Source organism: Brevibacillus daliensis, assembly GCF_021245735.1.
GTDB lineage: Bacteria > Bacillota > Bacilli > Brevibacillales > Brevibacillaceae > Brevibacillus_B > Brevibacillus_B daliensis.
Window position 1 is genome coordinate 1 of sequence record NZ_JAJISB010000035.1, and the last position, 20,741, is coordinate 20,741.

Below are 20,741 nucleotides of genomic sequence, written 5' to 3' on the forward strand. Positions count from 1 at the left end.
TGATTGTTCACGTAATTCGGCAGGTGTCATCCCGAGCAGAAGAAAATCATTCATGTTTTCATTTAGCACTTCACTACGCATAATCTGACGTACAAAAAGCAGAATTTCTTCCAAATCATTTACCAGCTTGCTCATTTTCATTTTGGAGCAGCTAATCTGCGATTCCAAAATCTTTGTTTCGAGTGAATCCAGTTTGCCTCTTAACACAATACGGGGATGGTCTTTAAAGACCAACAAGTTTCCAAATAAATGTGTCATATGCTCCGGCTTGGTATCCAAAAAACCGCCATATATCGTTTCGTAACGTACTTTCCCATCCGTTGATTCCTGGATCGGAATCGGAACAGGTTTTGAGACTTGGCTTTTCACTTCAGGTATAGAGGGGATAGGTACTACTGTACTTTCCACTTTTTTATGGTCAACATCATATCTCAGTTCAATTTGATGTTCCGCCAGATAGCTTTTGGCGGAAGGGGTCAAAATCGTTCCTTTTGGAGCCTCATACACAGTAATATCTTTTAATTTTTGAGACTTAAAATGCCTCCGCAAATCACTTTCTGTGATAACGGCCATCTACTCACATCCTTAGAACCCGGTGCTGAACCGCTCACAATGTTTGTCTCATCGTTTTCTTTTATGTGGACAACCGCAGGGGATAAAGATGGATGCAATCCAAGTCTGCATCCACCTTGTCCTGCTTCGTAACATGTACTATTCAGTTACCGCTCTTGAGGATTTAGGCAGAATAGCATCTACTTCTGCATGTGGTCTTGGAATGACGTGTACGGAAATGAGCTCTCCAACACGTTCCGCCGCTGCTGCTCCTGCATCTGTTGCAGCTTTAACAGCACCTACATCTCCACGTACCATTACTGTTACAAGTCCAGATCCAATTTGTTCTTTTCCGATCAGCGTTACGTTAGCTGCTTTCACCATCGCATCTGCTGCTTCAATCGCACTTACCAGACCTTTTGTTTCTACCATGCCTAATGCATTTGCGTTTGCCATTAGTTATTTCCTCCTCGTATTGTGTATCAATCAATGGTTATTACTTACATGATCTAGATTTTTTCCAGAATTCGCTTCACGATTGCGTTAATTAACTGCTCTTTATCTTGACTGCTCATTGCTTGTGCACTGCTCGCAGGAGGTTCTTCTACCAGATCCTCCAACTCACGAATTCCAAACGCTACTCTTCTAATGTTCATCAGGTTAAGCGGGCTCACGTTATCAGAAGTAGAGCCACCACCAACTGCACCACACCCCAAGGTTAAGGCAGGTGCGATACCGGTTGATGCCCCTATACCGCCCAGTGTTCCTGGTGTGTTAACCAACAGACGGGATACTGGCATTTTCAAACCAAAGTAGCGGATAATCTCGTCGTTCTCGGAATGAATCATCATGGTATGACCAGCACCTTCACCATGCAGAATCTCTATGCATCGTTCACTGGCTGCCTTCCAGTCCTCTTCCACGTAGAACGCCAAGATTGGTCCCAGCTTTTCACGGGAATATGGAATATTGTGTCCCACTCGTGTTTCATTGGCGATGAGAACCCGAGTACCCGCAGGAATGGTTAGATTAGCCAGCTTTGCAATGTGCTCTACACTTTTTCCAACGATTTGTGGATTCATCGATCCATTTGGTCGCATGATGAATTTAGCTAGTTTATCCGCTTCTTCATTGGACAGAAAGTAGGCACCTTGCTTTTTGAATTCAGTAATGACCGCATCCTTACTGCACTTTTCAACCACAACAGATTGCTCCGAGGCGCAAATCGTTCCATTATCAAATGTCTTGGAATCAATGATACGTTTGGCAGCTAACCTAAAATCGGCACTTTTCTCAATAAAAGCAGGTCCGTTACCTGGGCCTACACCAATCGCAGGAGTACCAGAGGAATAAGCCGCTTTTACCATTGGCGTTCCACCTGTTGCCAAGATCAGCGAGGTATCCTTATGCTTCATCAATTGGTCTGTACCCTGAAGACTTGGCACGGTGATACAGCTAATGGCGCCCTCTGGACAACCAGCTTCCTTCGCTGCTTCGTATATTACTTTCGTCGTTTCCAGAATGCACTTTAATGCATTTGGATGTGGTGAAAACACAACGCTGTTCCCTGCTTTCAGCGCGATCATTGCCTTGTAGATTACCGTAGAAGTTGGGTTAGTTGACGGGATCAAAGCAGCGACTACACCTACTGGTACAGCCACTTCAATTACTTTTTTCACCTTGTCCTCACCAATAATTCCCACCGTTTTCATGTCCTTGATCCATTCATATACGTACTTGGAGGCAAACAGATTTTTGATTACTTTATCTTCCCAGCGCCCGAAGCCTGTCTCTTCATTTGCCATTTTTGCCAGCTGTACACGATGCTTGTAACCTGCATCAGCAATAGCTTTTACAATTGCGTCGATTTGTTGCTGTGACATGGTTACCAGCTTTTCCTGTGCATCTTTTGCCTTTTGAATCAGGTTACGTACTTCCTGAATCGATCTAAGATCTTTATCCAGTGTTTCCATCAAAGCACCTGCCTTTCTTTACCTAATCCTGCTATATCTTTCATGCGATATTTAAGTTCCAGCTTTTTTGGGTTTTTTGGTACTCTTATTTGCTTTTGTTGCTGAACTATTATTCGATAGTATTTCGCTTGTACTACTTGTCTCATCATTTGCCATACGAATGGCTGCTTTGGGCGAACTTTCTGGAACGATCAAACTTGGTCTGTTCGTTGATGAAAGTGGGGCAATTGTTGATTCTTCAGGAGTTGCTTCTACTTCCCTAACTGAAGCTGCTATATCGTCATTTGCTGTCTGACCAACTGCATTTTCAGCTTCACTGAATCCTGTGGTCGTATCGGTTGCTTGCGGTATATAATTCTTCATATCACTTTCCTCATGTGATGTCGGACTGGAAGGAGCTTGCTCCGATTTCTGGTTGCTGTTATTTCCTGAAGCTACCATAGCAACCGTACCTTCATGCAGTTTAGGAATCACATGCTTGGTCAAAAAGACATTTAGATTGGTTGCCACTTCAGCCCCTGCATCCACAGCAGCACGAACAGCACCTACATCTCCATCCAGCTTAACCGTAACTAGACCACCTTTGATTTTTTCAAGTCCTAGACACTTCACATTTGCTGCCTTCAGAGCAGCATCAGCCACCGCAACAGCTCCAACGTATCCTTTTACTTCTACTAAACCAAGCGCACTATTTATCATGGCATTCACCCTTAATAAGCCGTCGGATTATCAGCTACGAACTTAACCGCTTCTGCAAAGGCATCACACGCAGCTTTACAAGCAGATTGGCTACCTGTAAGCAATGCACCACCAAAGTTTGTTTCAGAAGGAGGTTCGAAAAACACAGCAATTCTTACGTCTGCTGATTTAAGCGCGGCATCAAGGGCATACATCGCCTCAAGAGGGGGAGCTATCAGGTAAGCGATCGCTTCTCCTTCACGAATATTAGCGGTTTGAGACAAATACGTGCCAGTACGTGAAACACAGTGTGAATAATACGTAATACTGTTATCCTCATTCGCACTGGTAAAATGTGCTCCGCTATGAATGAAATCTACTGCTGCGTTCAGTCCACTGCGTACCTCGGCAGGGCTCGGACCAGCGAGAATGCCAATCACTTCACCCGCAAGCTTTGTAGATGCATTGGCAGAACCAGCATACATACTTCTCGCATAAACCACGTCCACATCTGATGCTTTTGTCGCTTCATCAAGTGCTGTGTACGTTATGTCATCAATATCTGCAGTAATTATTCCCAGACTTTTATGCTCGGGCTTCAATTCCAGTTTTTCCACCAAATCGGGACTTACATTGGAAATGAGCTTCATACCCAAAACAGTTGCATGAATCTTTTCGTCTCGCATAGGAACCTCCTTTATTCGTTATTGTTTTAAGTCAATACCAGAAGCTTTTTTATCCATCATGGTTTTAATCAGCTCAGCAATATGTGCTCCTGCTTCTACTGCAGGTGTTCCACCAGAGTGAATATTGGAGATTACAGTGCGTCTTGCTTCCGGCATCCCCACCGTTGGCTTGTAGGCAATGTAGGCGCTCATGGATTCTGCGGTAACCAGTCCAGGGCGTTCACCGATTAATAGGCAGACAACCTCTGCTTCCGTCACATCACCGATTACATCCATCGAAGGAACCCGGCAATGCTTAACAAACAAAATATTTCCCGTCTCAATTCCATACATTTTCAAACCCTGAGTAATGGCTGGAATGATATCTCGTAGGTTCGCTTCAACCGCGGCTGAACTTAGCCCGTCCCCCACCATAATTTGAACTTTCGCCTTGTTTTTCGTATTCGCCTTAATCGTAGCGATCATCTCTTCAGAAAATTGACGTCCTAGGTCTGGACGAGTTATATACTGGTCTTTATCAATACAAAGCGTATGGATTGGAATCAGGTTCATCTCCTTGACGAAATTTTCGTCAACGTAAGAGAAAACCGCATCCTGAGCAGCTGCGTGGTCTGCACGGAATCGTAGAGAAGTAATTGTTTTATAACGAGGACCTGCACGGCCAACCCCCAGACGAGCTGGCGTTTTTTCTTTCATTTTTAGGTAGCCTTCACGATCATAAGGGTCTTCAACCAACAGTTGTTTACGAAGATCGATCTCCGTGATATCGTCCAACACTCCATCGCTTACGACTGGCTTGTTACCTGTAGGTCGCACAGACTCAGTTCCTGTTGACTGGAGAGTAGAAGACTGTGGATTCCCCACAGCTGCGCTTACTTTATCGCCCACCATATCAGCTAAAATTGCCTCTATCATGCTTTTTAAATCTCGTTCGTTCATAATAGTCTCCTCCTTTCTTTACTTGAGAAATACAGAAGCATCTCCAGCACGTTTGGTTAGTTTGCCATTCTCCAAAAAGCCCATTTTTTCCATCCATCTTTCGAATTCCGGAATTGGACGAAGCCCCAACATTTGGCGAAGGGTCGCTGTTTCGTGGTAACCGGTCGTTTGATAGTTCAACATAACGTCATCACCATGCGGAATACCCATAAAAAAGTTACATCCTGCAGTGGTTAATAGAACTGCGAGATTCTCCAAATCATTCTGGTCCGCTTTCATATGATTGGTATAACAAGCGTCACAGCCCATTGAGATCCCTGTTAGCTTGCCCATAAAGTGGTCTTCGAGTCCTGCGCGGATTACCTGTTTCGCATCGTACAGATACTCTGGTCCAATGAACCCAACTACCGTGTTAACCAAATATGGATTGAACTTCTTGGCAAAACCATAGCAACGCGCTTCCATCGTCACTTGATCAATTCCATGATGCGCTTCTGACGATAGTTCTGAGCCTTGTCCTGTTTCGAAGTACATCACGTTCGGACCATATACCTGTCCTTGTTTAAGAGCTAGATCTTGCGCTTCTTGAATGGTAGTCGCATTAAATCCGAAAGCTTCATTTCCTTTTTCAGACCCTGCGATAGATTGGAAAATCAGTCCTGTTGGAGCCCCTCGCTTCACTGCTTCCATCTGCGTCGTTACGTGAGCAAGTACACATGTCTGTGTCGGGATATCCCATTTTTGTCTAAATTCTTCAAAGCGATTAAGTACACGCGTGACGCTCTCTACCGAATCATCTACCGGATTAAGTCCTAGTACGGCATCGCCAATTCCAAAAGTGAGACCTTCCATCAAAGAAGCCATGATACCGTCTGGATCATCTGTCGGATGGTTCGGCTGCAAACGTGCAGACAATGTTCCACGTAAACCAATTGTCGTATTTGCTGTTGCAGTTACACGAATTTTGCTAGCACCATAGATCAAATCAAGATTGGACATAATCTTGGCTACTGCTGCCACCATCTCGGAAGTTAGCCCGCGAGAGATCCGCTTAATATCCACCTCAGATGTTTTGTCACTCAGAATCCATTCTCGTAACTCTTCAACTGTCCAGTTTTTAATCTCATTGTAAATTCGTTCATTTACCTGCTCTTGAATAATACGTGTTACCTCATCTTGCTCATAAGGAACAGCCGGACTATTTCTGAGGTCACTTAATGTAATTTGGGACAAAACGACTTTTGCTGCCACCCGTTCTTCAGCTGAGGTAGCTGCTAAACCAGCCAGGATATCCCCCGACTTTTCCTCATTCGCTTTCGCCATAACTTCCATGAGTGTTTTAAATTGATACACATGACCAAATAACTTTGCTTTTAAGATCACAAAAGCTCCTCCTTCCAGATGTCACTTTAGTTAAACACGAGTGTTTTGATAACAACGGGTAATACCTTGCCGTTAGCGATTGGTTTCCCAATGTCGATATAATCTCCGTTATCAACTAACACGCTGTCGATACAAACTACGTCTTTTTCATAATTAAGAAGAGCGTACAGCGTTTGTCCCAAAACCTTGGCCATATCATGGTGCACGATTATGATCAGCGGATACTCTCTCTCAATCAGCTCCGCCATCCCTGCATGTAAACCGCGTGCATATTTCTGGACCTCCTGAAAGCTAAGGTTTTTCTTACCTTCAATGGCAATGGCAACTCGCTGTAGATCTTTATTTACTTTGAACCAATTCAGCTTGTCTGCGATTGTTTTTGCCAGTTGCTGTTCACTTCCCACTTCATCTGCCCAGGCAAGCTTAAGAATCGGGATATTTTTTAACGGAAAGCTCTCTTCCGTATAAGTAATGGTACTTCCGCTAATCTCCGTTGTATGGGAGCCTGCTCCTACCACTGTGGCTCGAATCGTCTCCACTGCGCGGACTATCTTCATTTGATTGAATAAGGGGGAAGCGGCTATGGAGCGCCCAAGCAAGATGCCAATATCTCCAAACATAAAAACATCCTCTGGCGCTTCGTTATAAATATAATCAGCAACCCCACCTGAGAAAGAAATACACGGGATTGGACGATCCAGTTTTAGTCCTTTGTTGGTTACGATTGTGTCGTAGAACTCACTTTGTGGACGGATTCCTACGCTTTCTTCCAGTAGCTGTACCATCTCCTGAATAATAGGCTGTAAATCGACTGTGGTAACCCGCTGGCCTATTTTTTGCCCCAAACCTTTTAATTCAATGAGTTGCTCAATTTTAGGAGCGATGTACGTAATCTGATGTGTATGTTGATCTACTTTAATCAGCCTGCCACCTATATCGAGGCAGCCTGTATCGAGTAAATCAGCATGTGAAAATAGAGCCAGATTACTGGTACCACCGCCGATATCGATATTGACTATCGTTGTGGAATGCTCCTTGGAATAGGTATGGGCCCCAGCACCTTTCCCTGCAATAATGCTTTCCAGATCAGGACCAGCAGTCGCCACGACAAAGTCACCCGCAAAACCGCTCAGAGTCTGGAGTACTTCGTTGGCGTTTTCCTTTCTGGCAGTCTCCCCTGTTATGATTACAGCACCTGTTTGAATCTCATCTTTTTTAATCCCCGCTTTTTTGTACTGCTCCTCCACAAATACCTTGATTTTTTGGGCATCAATTCGGTTATCCGGGAGCATCGGGGTAAAACAGATATCGCTTCGAAATATCACTTCTTTGTCTGTAATCACAATACGTGGAACAGTAAAACTGGAAGCCATATTTTCAATATGCAGTTTGGACAAGACAAGCTGGGTGGTTGATGTTCCCATATCAATGCCTACGCTAAGCAACTCTTCTTTCATCTTATAGCCCCCATCACATCGGGTTTTTTGCATCTGTCAAAAACAAAAGGGCTTACCAGTAACCAATCCCTACACGTAAAGAAAGGGTTGGAAAAAGTAAGCCTCATTGCTTTTGGAACTACGACCTTGTAGTCCGATGTATTCATAATTAGGTAATCACTTCATCAATCTGGTCACATTACATTTTTGGCAATGTCTCCAAGTAACAGATCACTATGTAATCGACACGAAAGATGCCTTGTTCGTTGGTCAGTCATAGGAAATAACGATGGTAGATGCAATTTCAATCATGGGACATCGCCGATCCATGCTAAGTCTTCGAATCGTTTGATACGCTTCGTCTTCCGAAAAACCATTATCTTTCATCAAAATACCTTTAGCTTTTTCAATGACTTTTCGTTCTTCCAGCTTTTGAGTAACCATTGCCAGATCCTTTTCAAGCTTACAAATCTCTTTCCCCTTAGCAATCGTGATTTCCACCATGGGAATCAATGATTTCTCATCGAGTGGTTTCACCATATAACCGAGAGCCCCAATCGAGGATGCTTTTTCAATAGACTGTTTGTCAATGATTGCGTTAAGAAGGACAAGTCCTCCTGCGAGCTGTTCAGTAATGATTCGCTTACCAGCCTTCAATCCATCCAGAAGAGGCATGTGAATATCCATGATTACCAGGTCTGGCAGATGCTTTTTGCATAATTCGATGGCTTCAAACCCATCAGAAGCTTCCCCTACTACATCGTAGTTCGCCCCATGCAGCATCTCACGAATATCCATTCTTGTAATAGGCTCATCATCGACTATTACAATTCTTCTATTCATGTAGTATGCACCTCATTGTGTGAAGAAATTTGCTCTTTAGATCCGATTACTCTACCAGCTACAGCGAGATTATGAATCGCCTACTCTTCCAAGTATGATTCTAGCTCGGTGAATCCCAGATTTTTCGTGGACGATATCTCGAAGATTTCAGAGGCGCCAGCCTGGAGTAAATACTCGGAGGCGCGCTCAACCTCTTTTTCCGATACTGCTAGGTCAACCTTGGTCACAATTCCAATCACAGGCTTAGTAAATGCTGAGGCAAAACCAGGAGGAAAGTAGCTCTCCTCCTTGGTGCAATCTTGCACGAGCCCAACGACATCTGCTTCCACACTTGATACAAGTAACATTTTGTATAAAAAGCGGTTTTCGATGCATTCTCCAGGTGTATCGATTGCTTGATCGAAGCTTTCGATTGCTTGCGTTTTTTTGTAACTGATTGCTTGACCATGTAACCGCTGAATCAAGGTTGTTTTGCCGGAACCAGTACTCCCAACAACAATTATTTTTTTCAAGCTTTCTTCCTACTCCCTACGTTCGCGTAATTTTTACAGCAGCAGAGAAATCGAGGATATTGGACAGACCAAGGAGAACCTCTTTTATTGCAGATTCTACCGCTGCAACATCTCCCGTTATTACAAGCGAGCCACTAAATCGATCAACGAACCCGATCTGTATATTAGCAGCTTTTGTCGCTATATCTGCTGAAATAATGGACGCTTCACTCGGAGTAATCGTCATAATTCCGATGGCATTTCTCGTTTCAGCTACCAATCCCAGCTTCTTATACAGATCCGGGTTCGGATTGGCAATGATATGAGCTAGTGTTACCTGTTTACCAGGAACATACTCTTGAATGACGCGCTGTTTTTCATTTTGTTGGTTCATGCTATCATCCTATCTTTACAACCAAAGCGAAGTTTTACACTCTCATTTCCTCACACATCATTGTGCTACTTTTCCTATATTTTGTACGGTAAGCAGATTAACCATTCTAGTTTGTGGAAAAAAATATTTTCCATCACTGAAACATTTTCATCAGGATATCCTTCACGTCTGCACTTGTTGGAATTCGAGGATTCGTCTCCGTACATCCATCCTTTAATGCCCCTTCTGCGATTGCATCTTTCATCTCTTCTACCGTCTGTTGGGAGATGTTGCACTCTTTCAGTGTTTGTGGCATGTCCAGTTTTTTCATCAGCTGTCGAATCGCCTGAACCAGACTGCGAACTCCGCTCTTTGTCGAGGTTGCTGACAGACATAGCGTTTTGGAAATATCAGCGTAACGTTTTGCTGTCACACTATCTCCCTCTTTAGTAAAACCAGATTTATAATCGGCATTAAATTCAATGATATGCGGGAGTAGAAGGGCGTTCATGCGTCCATGCGGAATCTTAAATTTTGCTCCAGCTACATGGGCAATCCCATGGTTAAGACCAAGTGAAGTAATATTAAAAGCAAGTCCAGCCATACAAGAGGCATTATGCATTCTTTCCCGAGCAACTAGATCATTACCATCCTTGTATGCTCTAGGTAAATATTCGAATACCAGTTTAATTGCTTTTTCTGCCAAGGCGTCAGAAATATCGTTTGCTCTCGTTGATACAAATGCTTCAATAGCATGTGTAAGGACATCCATACCAGTATCTGCGGTAATGAAGTTAGGCACGCTTTTCACCAGCTCCGGATCGAGAATCGCTTCTTCAGGCAGCATCTCATCTGAGACTAGCGGATATTTAACGTTCTTTGCCTTATCGCTTATTACTGAAAAGGATGTTACCTCTGAGCCAGTACCGCTCGTAGTTGGAATCGCGATAAATGGCATATCGCTTAGCTTCAAGATTTTTTTGGCAAAAATCATCATTGCTTTAGCCGCATCAATTGCCGAACCTCCGCCAAGTGCAATGATCAGGTCGCCTTTAAATTCTCCCAGTTTTTCTACGCCTTCTGTTACGATTTCTACAGGTGGATCAGGGACAATGTTACTAAAGATATATTGTTCATTACTGTCATCCAAGCGATCAAATACATAGGTAAGCATTCCGGACTTTATCATAAATGGGTCGGTGACGATAAAAATCCGCTTGTTTCTCAGCTCCGTCAGTCTGTCCAGTGCCCCAGTCCCCATGTAGATATTTGTCTTAAATGAAATTTTGTCCAAAAATACGGCACCTCCTTATAAATAAAAGAGACCTTTAAAAGAACCTACTCCTTTTAAAAGCCTCTTTGCTTTTTTGCAAGTTATGCGTAGTACACGCCATTGTGTACGTTGCTTATATACATGTATGGTTGTACCATCCCTCACTGTAGTATTTTAACTCGATTACCGTTAATCTATGAGTGAAAGCGAGAAAAATTTTGGTGTCTGTTGGGCGGGACCGTGTTGGATTTACACCAAACTTCCTTTTTCCAGTGCTACTTTAGAGTTTTTGTATTGCAAGATTAGAGTGAGCGATACTCACTTATATCTATTATTGTGCAAGGAGCGAAAAAAATACGAAGAAATCTCTTCATGCTCTATTTGCGTTCTTTTCTTCTAGAGAATAGTCTTTTGGTATAAGAAAGTCCCTTTCCCTTACCGAAACTAATGCTTATTCCATGTGAGCCAATGTTCAACCAAACTCCTTTGAAAATTTTAAAGCTTTTATTGAAGTGAAATCCCATAAGGACCTCCATTTGGTTCGCCATCATCTCCCTTTATTTATACGCCTATGGAACTGTGATAAGAAGTGAAGGGGAAGGAAATTTATCTAAAAGTAGACTAGATAACCAACTAACAAGCCTATTTTTTGTAACGACCTTTACTTCTTCCAAATAATTTAGTAAAATGCTTACAACATTTAGATTTCAATGAGTCCAATCAAACGAGTGTGAGGTGCTGTTTGTGAGTGTAGCCGTATCTTCAAAATAGGAAACTGAACGTGAATAAATCTTTTGATACAAACAAGCGGTATTTGCTGTAGAAGATACCCTTATTTTTCCATGGATTTATTTACGGTACCTAATGAAGATACCTGCTAATACTTTAGAAAGCGTGCTGTGCCATTTGCGATATGGTGAAAAGGCAGATGTATATCCACATCTTTTCCTACTCCAATCATGTCATTTGGCAATCACTCATGCCTTGTAAATGTATGTAAAGCTGTGGTATCCCCACAGCTTTTTTTATTTGCATTTTTGAGCGAATAGGAGTGGGTTGTCCACTTAACCTACTCTCTACAAAATACAAAACTCATTGAAATCTAATACACAGGTGTCTTCATTAATGATGACAGATCATTGTGAGGAGAATAGAAAATGAATCAAAATACATTTGATAAGCTACAATTTACTGCGTTAAAAGAACTGGTTAAATCCTTTTGTATAAGTGATCTAGGAAAACAGCTTCTGGATAAACAACAGCCTAGCTCTAATCTATCTGTAGTGAAGAATCGATTAAACGAAACGTCCGAAGCACGAAATATCCTAAACGCCGAGAGTCACATTCCGCTTCTTGGGACATCCAACATTAATTTTATGATCGACAAGCTGGAAAAGGGTATGATTTTAGAGCCATCGGAGCTTGTCGGGATTGCTGACTTTTTACGGGGTTGTAGAAAAATCAAAACATTTATGCGCGACAAGCAATTTTTTGCACCTGTCCTCTCTTCATATAGTCAATCCATGTCGGAGTTCCCTTCTATCGAGGAAGAAATCACGTTTTCCATAAAAGGGTCCCGAGTCGATTCTGCTGCAAGTAAGGATTTAAAGCGTATTCGTACTCAGATTCAAGCTACCGAAGGAAAAATTGAAGAGAGACTAAACAAGTTCCTCAAGAGCAATGTTAATAAGGAGTATATTCAAGAGTTCTTTGTCAGTAAAAAAGGGGACCGCTTTACCATTCCAATTAAAGCTTCATTTAAAAATCAGGTGGCAGGAACTGTAGTTGAGATTTCTTCCAAAGGCTCAACCGTATTTATTGAACCGGAAGCCATCTCCAAGTTAAATGTAGAATTAGCCATGCTCAAATCTGAGGAATCGATCGAGGAGTATCAGATTTTAGCTACCTTATGCGGAATGATCTCAGAAAAGATTCATGAGGTTACAATCAATATCGATCTGATTAGTCAGTATGACATGATCTTTGCAAAAGCGAAATATAGTAAAAGCATCGATGGCATCGAGCCACGCCTGAATAATCATGGTTTGATCAAACTGGTCAAATGTAAGCATCCGTTGCTTCACGGTACTATCGTCCCGCTGGATTTTGAAATTGGGCAAGATTATCGTAGCTCAGTTATTACAGGACCCAATGCAGGTGGAAAAACCATTGTTCTAAAGACAATTGGCTTAGTAACACTTGCTACCATGTCTGGTTTTCACATCTCTGCCGATGAATCTACCGAGATCGCGATATTCGAAAAAATCTTTGTTGATATTGGCGATAATCAAAGTATCGAGAATGCACTTAGTACCTTCTCTTCTCATATTAAGAATATCTCAGAAATCATGAGAGACTCGAAAAATAATACCTTGCTGTTATTTGATGAGATCGGGAGTGGAACAGAGCCTAACGAAGGGGCTGCGCTTGCTATCGCAATTTTAGAAGAGTTTTATCATATGGGCTGCATTACCGTTGCAACCACACATTATGGTGAGATTAAACGTTACTCGGAGATTCATAGCGATTTCATGAATGCGGCCATGCAATTCGACAGCGAAACCCTCACGCCTCTGTATAAACTGATCATCGGGGAATCGGGGGATAGTAATGCAATATGGATCGCCCAAAAAATGAATTTACGTGAACAGGTCATTCAAAAAGCAACCAATTATATGAAGAATAAAGTATATAATTTGGATCGTGTACGAGACAATAAGATAAAAAAACCTGAAATCGTATCGACAAAAGTGAAAGAAATGTATGAGTACCAGATTGGCGACAAAGTAAAATTATTAGAGAAGAACGATTTTGGACTCGTATATAAGGGTAGAGACAACTTCAACAATCTGGTTGTGCTTTATAAAGGTGAGTTTATCGAGGTCAACGATAAACGAATTACACTGGAGCTAAAAGCATCGGAATTATATCCGAAGGGCTACAATGTAAATACCCTGTTCATAGCCTATCAGGATCGTAAGTTACAGCATGATTTTGAGAGAGGCTCGAAAAAGGCATTGCGAAAGATCCAGAAAGAAATTAGAAATCGAAAATAACTATTGCCTTCATGAAAAATGACCTCACGAGTTATTCCTAACTCTGGTGAGGTCATTTTTTTCTATAAGATTGACTCACTATTGATACTGGTATTTAGGAGGTTTTTCTTCAACTGTACAGGATAAGAATTAGGTCGTGACTACTTTAGGTTCCGTGTGATCGATATCTGATATTGCTTCTAATTCAGAAGGGTCTTTTCCAAATACCCCTTCCCACTTCGCCACCGCCACACTTGAGAATACGTGCCCCATAACATTAACAGCTGTACGTGCCATATCAATGATACGGTCAATACCGATAATCAAGGCTACACCTTCAGCTGGCAAACCTACCGCTGTCGCTGTCGCTAACAAGATGACCATTGAGGATGACGGAACTGCGGCAACACCCTTACTGGTTACAATAAAGAACAGAATCATAATGAGCTGCTGCTGCAAGCTCATTTCAACACCAAATGCTTGCGCGATGAACAAAGCGGCAATCGTCAGATACAGGGTTGTCCCATCTGAATTTAGTGGCATACCCGCAGGAATAACAAAAGAAGTAATATATTTAGGAACACCGAATTTTTCCAGACGTTGCATTAATTGCGGAACTACTGTTTCTGTACTACCAGTAGATGCACCGATTATCATCAGATCCCAGATCATCTTGTATACATCTTTAATTTTAATTTTGAGAAATAGTGCGATTAACGGAAAGAGTCCAAAGACTAGAATGGCTAGACCGAGGTAGGCAGTTCCCACCAGTTTGAGTAACGGTATTAAAAGCCCGATTCCATACTTACCAATGGTAGCGGACATTAATGCAAATACACCGATTGGCGCAACTGCCATAACCAAATTCACCAAGCGGAAGGAAGCTTTTGAAGCAATTTCTAACATGGAAACAAGTGGCTTTGCTTCTTTTCCCATACTAACAAGCGCTATACCGAACATGACACAGAAAAAGATAACAGCAAGTAGATCACTCTTCGCCAAAACATCTACAATGTTTGTAGGGATAATATTTAGTAGCAACGTTTTTCCATCCATAATGATGGAGGTGTTTTGTTCAATCGTGCTAATATCAGCCTTTGGAAGCTGGCTTAAATCAACGCCCTTACCTGGTTGTACGATGTTAGCGACGGCTAATCCCACAAAGAGTATCAAGGTCGTAATGGCTTCAAACCAAATCACAGTCTTGATACCTACTCGCCCCATGCGCTTCATGTCACCAACACCCGCTATTCCAACCAGCAGCGTTGTTACGATAACAGGAATAACTATCATTTTAATTAAGCGAATAAAGGCATCCCCTAGGACTTTAATCGATACGCCCCACTCGGGGAAAAAATGCCCAAATAATGCACCTAATACGGTTGCGGCTAAAATAAAAAAGGCAGCTCTTACTTTCATATTCCTCCTCCTTTTCAGAATATTCTTTCCTTTGAAATTATTATTGCTTAAATTTTATGTTAATGCAATAATTATTTCATAATTCAAACTACTACCTGGAGGTTTTTATAATGAACCTATCAACCTTACAACAACAATTTGGGGCGAAACGTCCGCAGTCAGCGGCTTTTTTCCAACAAGCCAAGGATGTAATTGCAGGCGGAGTTAACGGAAATCTTCGCTTCTACCATCCATTTCCCATTACGTTTGACAAAGCAAAGGATGCATGGCTGTATGATCTAGACGGTCAAGCATATGTGGATTACCTTTTATCGTATGGAGCCTTATTACTTGGACATGGACATCCTGTCGTACAAAAAGCTCTGCAAAATGTGTGGGAAAATCAAGGAACTACCAGTTTCGGTGCTACCCACCCCATGGAGCTTGAGATGGCAAAAGAATTGGTAGAATTGTATCCGAGCTTCGATGAAATCCGTTTTACTAACTCCGGCTTAGAGGCTACCCTGTTTGCGATGAGACTTGCAATGGCGTATACAGGGAAAACACATCTGGCAAAATTCGAAGGGCATTATCATGGAGCGCATGATCATGTTCTGGTAAGCGTTAATCCAAAAATCGATACGAGTGGCGAACACACCGCTCCAGATTCCGTCGCTGATTCACTAGGTATTCCTGATTATTACCTGCAACATACCATCGTCCTTCCATTTAATGATTGGGATGCGTGCGAAAAGATTTTGACAGAGAAAAAAGACCAATTGGCCGCTGTCATCCTTGAGCCAATGCAGTCCGGATACATTGCTGCTGATATAGAGTTCATGAGTTCATTGCGCGAGCTGTGTACGACTCTTGGAATCATCCTGATCTTTGATGAAGTAAAAACAGGCTTCCGCATCACGCTAGGTGGTGCCCAAGAATATTACGGGGTTCAACCAGATTTAACTGCTCTTGGTAAAGTATTGGGAGGCGGCTTCCCGATTGGTCTTGTTGGAGGTAAAAAACATCTTCTGGAGAATTGCTCTCCGCTTCATTCCCAGAAGAAAGAAGATGTTGTGTTCCATAGTGGCACTTTTAATGGTAACCCGATTTCTCTGGCAGCTGGTCTCGCTACGATTCGTTATTTGAAAGAACCAGGTAAATTCGACAGCTTGGTACAACGAACACACAAATTGCGTGACGGCATTGAAGCTTTGGCCCAGCAATATAGCGTTCCAATGACAACAGTCGGAGTTGGTACGATCTTTAATATCCTTGCAACCGAGGCAGAGATTCGTAACTACCGTGATCTGGGTAAAAACCGTAACGATCTTCGTCTTGCTTTGGATTATTTATTAATGGACAATGGTGTATATTCCAAACCGCTTAACCGTTTCTCCATGTCAGATTCCCACGGACCTGCTGAAATTAAGGCGACGTTGGAAGCATTTGAGAAAAGCTTTGCTGCTCTTGGTCAATTGGTTACTGTGTAGAAAAATAGTAGGATATCGTAAGAAAAACCTCTTATTGGGGTAGCGTCAGGAAAATGCGGATTTACAACGTTAAGGAAATTACAATATTAAAAAGCTCAATTCCTCAACACTATTGGGAATTGGGCTTTCTTCGTTACTATAGCGATAGGTAAGCCTTTGACGTTATCGCCGTTTTTTCCCTCACTTCACACCGTACAGGCGAGTTTCCCCACATACTGCGTTCTATCTAATCCAATTCATTCAATATTTTTATGTGTATGCAAGATGAAATGTAGGATCAGATTCTTGTCAAATAATTTTTGTTCCCTCAGGCAGCTGATAACCTAACCCCTTTCCTCGTTATATATACAGACAATCATAATATTCATTTAGATAATTCTTCGAAATAAAAATGGATAATAAAGTAATATCATACCTATAAACGAGCAAACTAAATAAAAAATAGCCTCGTATTGTATTACTAGAGAAGATTTATTATTAAGCTTTTTTTCACCTCTTTTATATATCATTTTAAATAAAGCTTTACATAATAAATACCCAATTATTGTCCCTAGGGTGTTCATAAGTAAATCATCAATATCTGTAATCCTATGATTTAGCAATTGACGTAGCTCAATAGCCAATGAAAAAAAGAACCCAGTACATGCAGTATTTTTAATTGTTCTAAACTTCGGCCAAATAGTTGGCAATAAAAAACCTAATGGCATAAACAGAATAATGTTCAAAATATACGTAGTAATACCTTCAGAAGAAAATGGAAGTAAGTTGATTTCACTTATACGAATTAATGTTCCATATCTTCCAATTCCCCATATATTCCCTATCCCCGTCACCATATACACTAGCGCAAGGTAGAAAAGAAAAACATACACCCATAGAAAATGCTTACTAGATAATTTTTTTTGCGCCTTTAATAAAAATCCAATCTGAAACACAATACAAAAAATAATAGTACAAAAATAAGTATACAAAACTGTAACTGTAAGCATATAGAATACGTCTCCTAACTATACATTTAAACCTATGACTTTATCATTTTAGAACCTAATTCAAGAAAATGTGGTCACAATCACTCCATCTATATTATTACCAGATATTTCATACTGTTCATTCGCTGGTACTTCAACTTCAATTGTCTCATTTTGAGAAATGGGATAATATGAAATTGTATATTTTTTCCTATCAACACTAACAGAAATGCTCTTTTCTCCTTTTGAATAATCCAAATATTCTTCCAAAGCTAAATTCATTTCCTGTATAATCGCACTGTGAGGCAAGCCGACATAGCGAATATGCCAAGGTTCATATTGAATTCCGGTAACATCCGTTTTATCCAAGTGATAACGTAATATAAAGCCGTATTTCCAAGAATTTTCTTCTATCCACTCTCCTTCAGGTGCTTTATCCATCTTCATTTGAGTAGATCCTACATCAAGTGCTAATCCTAAATTATGTTCGCTATGACCAGCTGGCAAAGCATAGTCAGCTCCCATCTCTTCGTATAATCTGCTTTGCTCATCCAAGTCTCGATAACCACTGCTAATTAAAAAATTACTAACCCCATCCTCTTCGGCAGCAGCTATCATCTCAAAAAATTTTTCAGCTATTTCTTCTGACAATTTAATTTCGCTATTAAGTAACTCGTATCCAGTTGTTAATTCTTTGTGCGTAAATAAATTTACGATATCCGATTTTATACCTACTTGTTGAACAGAATATTCATTGTTAACCAAAAGCAGATTTCCCTGATAGACCTGTTCTTCTGTAATCTCAATCTTTTGGATATTTTCAGCAGTTGCATTATCATTTTGTTCATATATTTGAACCTCTACTTTATCCTGAAATATCGGTAATATATTAAAAATAAAAAACAGAAAAAATGCAAAGACCAATAAAAATCCCCACTTTTTCATTTTTAGTTTCCTCCTTGATGTAACTTGTTTATAGGATAGGAAAAACTTTTAAAATAAAAAGTGGGGTAAATATAAAATTTTTATTAAATTTTTTACTTGGATTTTACACTTAATCTCTTTGGGATTCCTCCATTGGTAAACGGACTTCAAATATAGTGCGTATTAAATTACTTTCAGCAGTAATCGTCCCATTGTGTTGCTCTACTAAATTCTTCGCAATGAATAAACCGAGACCTGTGCTATTTTCTTGATGAGTTCGTGCTTTGTCACCAGTATAAAGCATATCAAAAATATAAGGCAGTTCATCTGGAGGAATGGCATCCCCATAATTGATAACTTGAATAACTACTTCCTTTGAATCAATAAAGCCGTTGATATCTACATACTGCCCCTCATATCCATAGCGATTTGCATTAATCAGAAGATTTTCAAACACACGCGCCAACAACTCTCCATCACCCATAATAGATAAAGGGGAAGTAATATTCATTCTTGCTGTCAAATCGTTTTTCTCGAAGACAGGATACAACTCTTCTTTCAATTGAATAAGTAGCTCACTTAAATCGATTTGTTTCTTTTCAATTGGTAACATGCCATAATTCATCCTAGTTATTTCGAATAATTCATCAATCAACCTTTCTAAGCGTTGAGATTTGGTAAAGGCAATCGTTAAATAATGCCTGATCTGATTTTCAGTCAAGCTGTCATCCTTAAGGATTAAATCTAAATAACCTAAAACAGAGGTAAGAGGTGTGCGCAAATCATGAGCCAAATTTACTACTAACTGCTCTTTACTACTTTCCGAAAAGTCACCCCTTTCTATGGCTTGTTCCAATTTTTCACTTGCCAGATTAATGCCTTGTGCAATATCACTAAATTCATCATTTGACAATATTTGAACTCGATGCTTAAAGTCACCCTGAGCGAGATAATGAATTCCTTTTGAAATCTCATTGAAATAGGCAGAATAGGGTTTTGTAAGTAAAAAGAAAAACAATATCGAAAGCAGGATAAATAACAGTAAAAAGACGTTAAAGTCTCCAATATTTTGTATGATTTTGCGAAAATAAGCTAGTGTATCTCCATAACTAACATTTGTATAATAATACAATTGGAGTACTTTAAAGAGTAGGTATGTTATGGCGCTAGTCAACAACATGCTTAAACCTAACAACATTATCATTTTTGAACGAAAGCTTCGTAGTATTTTACCCATTGAATTTATAACCTACCCCCCATACAGTTTTTATCAATTTGTTTTTTCGTTTATCCTCTTCAAGTTTTTTCCGCAAAGTGCGAATATGAACCATAACGGTATTCCCACCTTCATAGTATGCATCCCCCCATACCTTCTGAAAAATATCTTCTGCACTATAAACTTTATTTGGATTACTAGCTAATAAATATAAAATCTCAAACTCTTTCGATGTTAACTCAATATTCTTACCATATAGAGTAACTGTACGTTGTTCAGGAGAAATCGTTGATCCTCCAGATTCCAAGTTTGAGTTCTGTTTGGTTTTAGGTTGATTCAACTTCATAAAGCGCCGCAGCTGTGCATTTACCCGAGCTACCAATTCAATGGGTATAAATGGTTTCGTCATATAATCGTCTGCTCCAATCACGAGTCCCTGCACTTTATCAAAATCAGACGTTTTAGCGCTCAAAAAAATAATGGGCATATTATGTTTTTCGCGAATGCGACGTGTAACTTCATATCCATCCATTTTCGGCATCATAATATCCAAAATCAGTAAATCAATTGGTTGAGTCTGGATAACATCAATAGTTTCTTGCCCATCCGATACCTTAATGACACGATACCCTTCTTTCTCTAAATGTATAGCAACCAAATCAGCAATTTCTATATCATCATCAGCTATTAATATTGTTATATTTTTCATTTATTCCACTCCTAGACAAAGTTATCATTGATCGTCAATAAGTCACACGAAGTTGTATCATAAAAAAACATCAGTTTTTGATAGTTAGTTCCGCAAAGTTAGTTTAACAGTGTGACAGTTAGTTGAAAAATTTAGAGTTTTTATTTATATTCTATTGTTTCCTTTTCTTCTTAAAAATATTGCCCATTAGCGGAATACAGAATGGCTTTATTTAACTGGTTTTCTGCAATTTTTTGTAATCTCTTTTTTACATTCATTTTTTACTCTCAATTTCTAAATTACTTCTATAGTTTATTAAAATCATTGAATTAGATTTTTCATTAGGCTCCTTTCTAGTGGAGTTAGTATAGTTTCATGGACACATCTTGGTTAAG

The 20,741-nt window shown here is 40.4% G+C and carries 20 protein-coding genes; 2 read left to right on the top strand and 18 right to left on the bottom strand.

What is annotated here, in order from left to right:
* From LM917_RS20180 to LM917_RS24835, 13 genes are all read right to left on the bottom strand, one after another.
* The coding region (locus LM917_RS20180) for a cobalamin adenosyltransferase family protein (protein ID WP_232699516.1) at positions 1 to 573 on the bottom strand (573 nt) is incomplete at its 3' end.
* A gap of 138 nt (positions 574 to 711) precedes the next feature.
* Complete coding sequence (gene pduA / locus LM917_RS20185; RefSeq protein ID WP_232699517.1) at positions 712 to 1,008, bottom strand: propanediol utilization microcompartment protein PduA; 297 nt, start codon at positions 1,006 to 1,008, stop codon at positions 712 to 714.
* Positions 1,009 to 1,061: 53 nt separating this feature from the next.
* Positions 1,062 to 2,525 carry an acetaldehyde dehydrogenase (acetylating) gene (locus LM917_RS20190; RefSeq protein ID WP_232699518.1) on the bottom strand — a complete coding sequence of 488 codons (1,464 nt, stop codon included), beginning with the start codon at positions 2,523 to 2,525 and terminating at the stop codon, positions 1,062 to 1,064.
* A gap of 51 nt (positions 2,526 to 2,576) precedes the next feature.
* A complete protein-coding gene (locus LM917_RS24585; RefSeq protein WP_304502595.1) occupies positions 2,577 to 3,224 on the bottom strand; it encodes a BMC domain-containing protein in 648 nt (215 codons plus the stop codon).
* 11 nt (positions 3,225 to 3,235) lie between these two features.
* The gene (eutL, locus tag LM917_RS20200) at positions 3,236 to 3,889 is read right to left on the bottom strand and encodes an ethanolamine utilization microcompartment protein EutL (protein WP_232699519.1); all 654 of its coding nucleotides are present in this window, start codon (positions 3,887 to 3,889) and stop codon (positions 3,236 to 3,238) included.
* A gap of 18 nt (positions 3,890 to 3,907) precedes the next feature.
* Positions 3,908 to 4,828 carry an ethanolamine ammonia-lyase subunit EutC gene (gene eutC, locus LM917_RS20205; protein WP_232699520.1) on the bottom strand — a complete coding sequence of 307 codons (921 nt, stop codon included), beginning with the start codon at positions 4,826 to 4,828 and terminating at the stop codon, positions 3,908 to 3,910.
* A gap of 18 nt (positions 4,829 to 4,846) precedes the next feature.
* Positions 4,847 to 6,211, bottom strand: coding sequence for an ethanolamine ammonia-lyase subunit EutB (locus LM917_RS20210; RefSeq protein WP_232699521.1), 1,365 nt, complete (start codon positions 6,209 to 6,211; stop codon positions 4,847 to 4,849).
* A gap of 26 nt (positions 6,212 to 6,237) precedes the next feature.
* Positions 6,238 to 7,668, bottom strand: coding sequence for an ethanolamine ammonia-lyase reactivating factor EutA (gene eutA / locus LM917_RS20215; protein ID WP_232699522.1), 1,431 nt, complete (start codon positions 7,666 to 7,668; stop codon positions 6,238 to 6,240).
* Between the two features lie 249 nt (positions 7,669 to 7,917).
* Positions 7,918 to 8,490 carry an ANTAR domain-containing response regulator gene (locus tag LM917_RS20220; protein WP_232699523.1) on the bottom strand — a complete coding sequence of 191 codons (573 nt, stop codon included), beginning with the start codon at positions 8,488 to 8,490 and terminating at the stop codon, positions 7,918 to 7,920.
* An 80-nt stretch (positions 8,491 to 8,570) separates the two neighbouring features.
* Positions 8,571 to 9,002, bottom strand: coding sequence for a EutP/PduV family microcompartment system protein (locus tag LM917_RS20225; RefSeq protein WP_232699524.1), 432 nt, complete (start codon positions 9,000 to 9,002; stop codon positions 8,571 to 8,573).
* A 16-nt stretch (positions 9,003 to 9,018) separates the two neighbouring features.
* Positions 9,019 to 9,375 carry an ethanolamine utilization microcompartment protein EutS gene (gene eutS / locus LM917_RS20230; RefSeq protein ID WP_232699525.1) on the bottom strand — a complete coding sequence of 119 codons (357 nt, stop codon included), beginning with the start codon at positions 9,373 to 9,375 and terminating at the stop codon, positions 9,019 to 9,021.
* Positions 9,376 to 9,508: 133 nt separating this feature from the next.
* Positions 9,509 to 10,648, bottom strand: a complete 1,140-nt coding sequence (locus tag LM917_RS20235) for a 1-propanol dehydrogenase PduQ (protein WP_232699526.1) — start codon at positions 10,646 to 10,648, stop codon at positions 9,509 to 9,511.
* A gap of 356 nt (positions 10,649 to 11,004) precedes the next feature.
* Entirely contained in the window at positions 11,005 to 11,178 is a 174-nt protein-coding gene (locus LM917_RS24835) for a DUF4236 domain-containing protein (RefSeq protein ID WP_373688812.1), read from the bottom strand.
* Positions 11,179 to 11,784: 606 nt separating this feature from the next.
* On the opposite strand from LM917_RS24835, the gene LM917_RS20240 reads away from it, so the two are divergent.
* Complete coding sequence (locus LM917_RS20240) at positions 11,785 to 13,683, top strand: endonuclease MutS2 (protein ID WP_232699527.1); 1,899 nt, start codon at positions 11,785 to 11,787, stop codon at positions 13,681 to 13,683.
* A gap of 129 nt (positions 13,684 to 13,812) precedes the next feature.
* Here the strand turns inward: LM917_RS20240 and LM917_RS20245 are convergent, their stop codons facing one another.
* Entirely contained in the window at positions 13,813 to 15,081 is a 1,269-nt protein-coding gene (locus tag LM917_RS20245; protein ID WP_232699528.1) for a dicarboxylate/amino acid:cation symporter, read from the bottom strand.
* Between the two features lie 110 nt (positions 15,082 to 15,191).
* Between LM917_RS20245 and LM917_RS20250 the strand changes: the two genes are divergently transcribed.
* A complete protein-coding gene (locus LM917_RS20250) occupies positions 15,192 to 16,550 on the top strand; it encodes an aspartate aminotransferase family protein (RefSeq protein WP_232699529.1) in 1,359 nt (452 codons plus the stop codon).
* Positions 16,551 to 16,918: 368 nt separating this feature from the next.
* On the opposite strand, the gene vanZ-F is transcribed toward LM917_RS20250, so the two are convergent.
* From vanZ-F to vanR, 4 genes are all read right to left on the bottom strand, one after another.
* Positions 16,919 to 17,539, bottom strand: a complete 621-nt coding sequence (gene vanZ-F, locus LM917_RS20255) for a glycopeptide resistance protein VanZ-F (protein WP_232699530.1) — start codon at positions 17,537 to 17,539, stop codon at positions 16,919 to 16,921.
* A 60-nt stretch (positions 17,540 to 17,599) separates the two neighbouring features.
* Entirely contained in the window at positions 17,600 to 18,463 is an 864-nt protein-coding gene (gene vanY / locus LM917_RS20260) for a VanY-A/VanY-F/VanY-M family D-Ala-D-Ala carboxypeptidase (protein WP_232699531.1), read from the bottom strand.
* A 109-nt stretch (positions 18,464 to 18,572) separates the two neighbouring features.
* A complete protein-coding gene (vanS, locus tag LM917_RS20265; protein WP_232699532.1) occupies positions 18,573 to 19,679 on the bottom strand; it encodes a vancomycin resistance histidine kinase VanS in 1,107 nt (368 codons plus the stop codon).
* The gene (gene vanR, locus LM917_RS20270; protein WP_232699533.1) at positions 19,672 to 20,367 is read right to left on the bottom strand and encodes a vancomycin resistance response regulator transcription factor, VanR-F/VanR-M family; all 696 of its coding nucleotides are present in this window, start codon (positions 20,365 to 20,367) and stop codon (positions 19,672 to 19,674) included. The genes vanS and vanR overlap by 8 nt, the downstream gene beginning before the upstream one ends.
* Positions 20,368 to 20,741: the final 374 nt, after the last annotated feature.

Bases quoted from the DNA above. Each gene is read 5' to 3' on its own strand.
- pduA (WP_232699517.1), bottom strand. From the start codon at position 1,008: ATGGCAAACGCAAATGCATTAGGCATGGTAGAAACAAAAGGTCTGGTA.
- LM917_RS20190 (WP_232699518.1), bottom strand. From the start codon at position 2,525: ATGGAAACACTGGATAAAGATCTTAGATCGATTCAGGAAGTACGTAAC.
- LM917_RS24585 (WP_304502595.1), bottom strand. From the start codon at position 3,224: ATGATAAATAGTGCGCTTGGTTTAGTAGAAGTAAAAGGATACGTTGGA.
- eutL (WP_232699519.1), bottom strand. From the start codon at position 3,889: ATGCGAGACGAAAAGATTCATGCAACTGTTTTGGGTATGAAGCTCATT.
- eutC (WP_232699520.1), bottom strand. From the start codon at position 4,828: ATGAACGAACGAGATTTAAAAAGCATGATAGAGGCAATTTTAGCTGAT.
- eutA (WP_232699522.1), bottom strand. From the start codon at position 7,668: ATGAAAGAAGAGTTGCTTAGCGTAGGCATTGATATGGGAACATCAACC.
- LM917_RS20220 (WP_232699523.1), bottom strand. From the start codon at position 8,490: ATGAATAGAAGAATTGTAATAGTCGATGATGAGCCTATTACAAGAATG.
- eutS (WP_232699525.1), bottom strand. From the start codon at position 9,375: ATGAACCAACAAAATGAAAAACAGCGCGTCATTCAAGAGTATGTTCCT.
- LM917_RS24835 (WP_373688812.1), bottom strand. From the start codon at position 11,178: ATGATGGCGAACCAAATGGAGGTCCTTATGGGATTTCACTTCAATAAA.
- LM917_RS20240 (WP_232699527.1), top strand. From the start codon at position 11,785: ATGAATCAAAATACATTTGATAAGCTACAATTTACTGCGTTAAAAGAA.
- LM917_RS20245 (WP_232699528.1), bottom strand. From the start codon at position 15,081: ATGAAAGTAAGAGCTGCCTTTTTTATTTTAGCCGCAACCGTATTAGGT.
- LM917_RS20250 (WP_232699529.1), top strand. From the start codon at position 15,192: ATGAACCTATCAACCTTACAACAACAATTTGGGGCGAAACGTCCGCAG.
- vanZ-F (WP_232699530.1), bottom strand. From the start codon at position 17,539: ATGCTTACAGTTACAGTTTTGTATACTTATTTTTGTACTATTATTTTT.
- vanY (WP_232699531.1), bottom strand. From the start codon at position 18,463: ATGAAAAAGTGGGGATTTTTATTGGTCTTTGCATTTTTTCTGTTTTTT.
- vanS (WP_232699532.1), bottom strand. From the start codon at position 19,679: ATGGGTAAAATACTACGAAGCTTTCGTTCAAAAATGATAATGTTGTTA.
- vanR (WP_232699533.1), bottom strand. From the start codon at position 20,367: ATGAAAAATATAACAATATTAATAGCTGATGATGATATAGAAATTGCT.